The 419-nt window shown below is 37.9% G+C and carries 1 pseudogene; it reads left to right on the forward strand.

The window, feature by feature from the left end:
• Positions 1-419 (forward strand): annotated as a pseudogene (locus WFN33_RS20245) (RHS repeat-associated core domain-containing protein); the annotation flags it as partial.

The following is a 419-nucleotide window of genomic DNA, read 5'->3' on the forward strand; positions in this document are numbered from 1 at the left end:
GGTACACCACAAACTTTAAGTAATGAGCTAGGCGAGTGTGTTTGGGAAATCAAACAGGATACATGGGGCACTGCTTTAGAAATAAATACAACAAACCAAGACAATCCATTGCAACAAAGTAATATTCGTTTTCAGGGGGCATGAGCAAAGATCGAGCAATGCTCGGTCTGAAGCGCAAGGATAAGGAAACAGGGTTACACTATAATCGTTATCATTATTAGGAGTCGTTTAGTGGAAGGTATGTGAGTAAAGACCTAATAGATTTATACGCAGTATTAAATTACTACAGTTACGTAATTAATCCTAGATTGTGGGTAGATGCTTTGGGATTGCAAGTAACCTATGGTGGAGAATTTATCGGTTTAAGTCGTCAAGCTTCAGCAAATTTAGAATACGAAGGTTATCGAAATTATGACTGT

The organism is Acinetobacter sp. AS167 (genome assembly GCF_037152175.1).
Taxonomy (GTDB): Bacteria; Pseudomonadota; Gammaproteobacteria; order Pseudomonadales; family Moraxellaceae; genus Acinetobacter.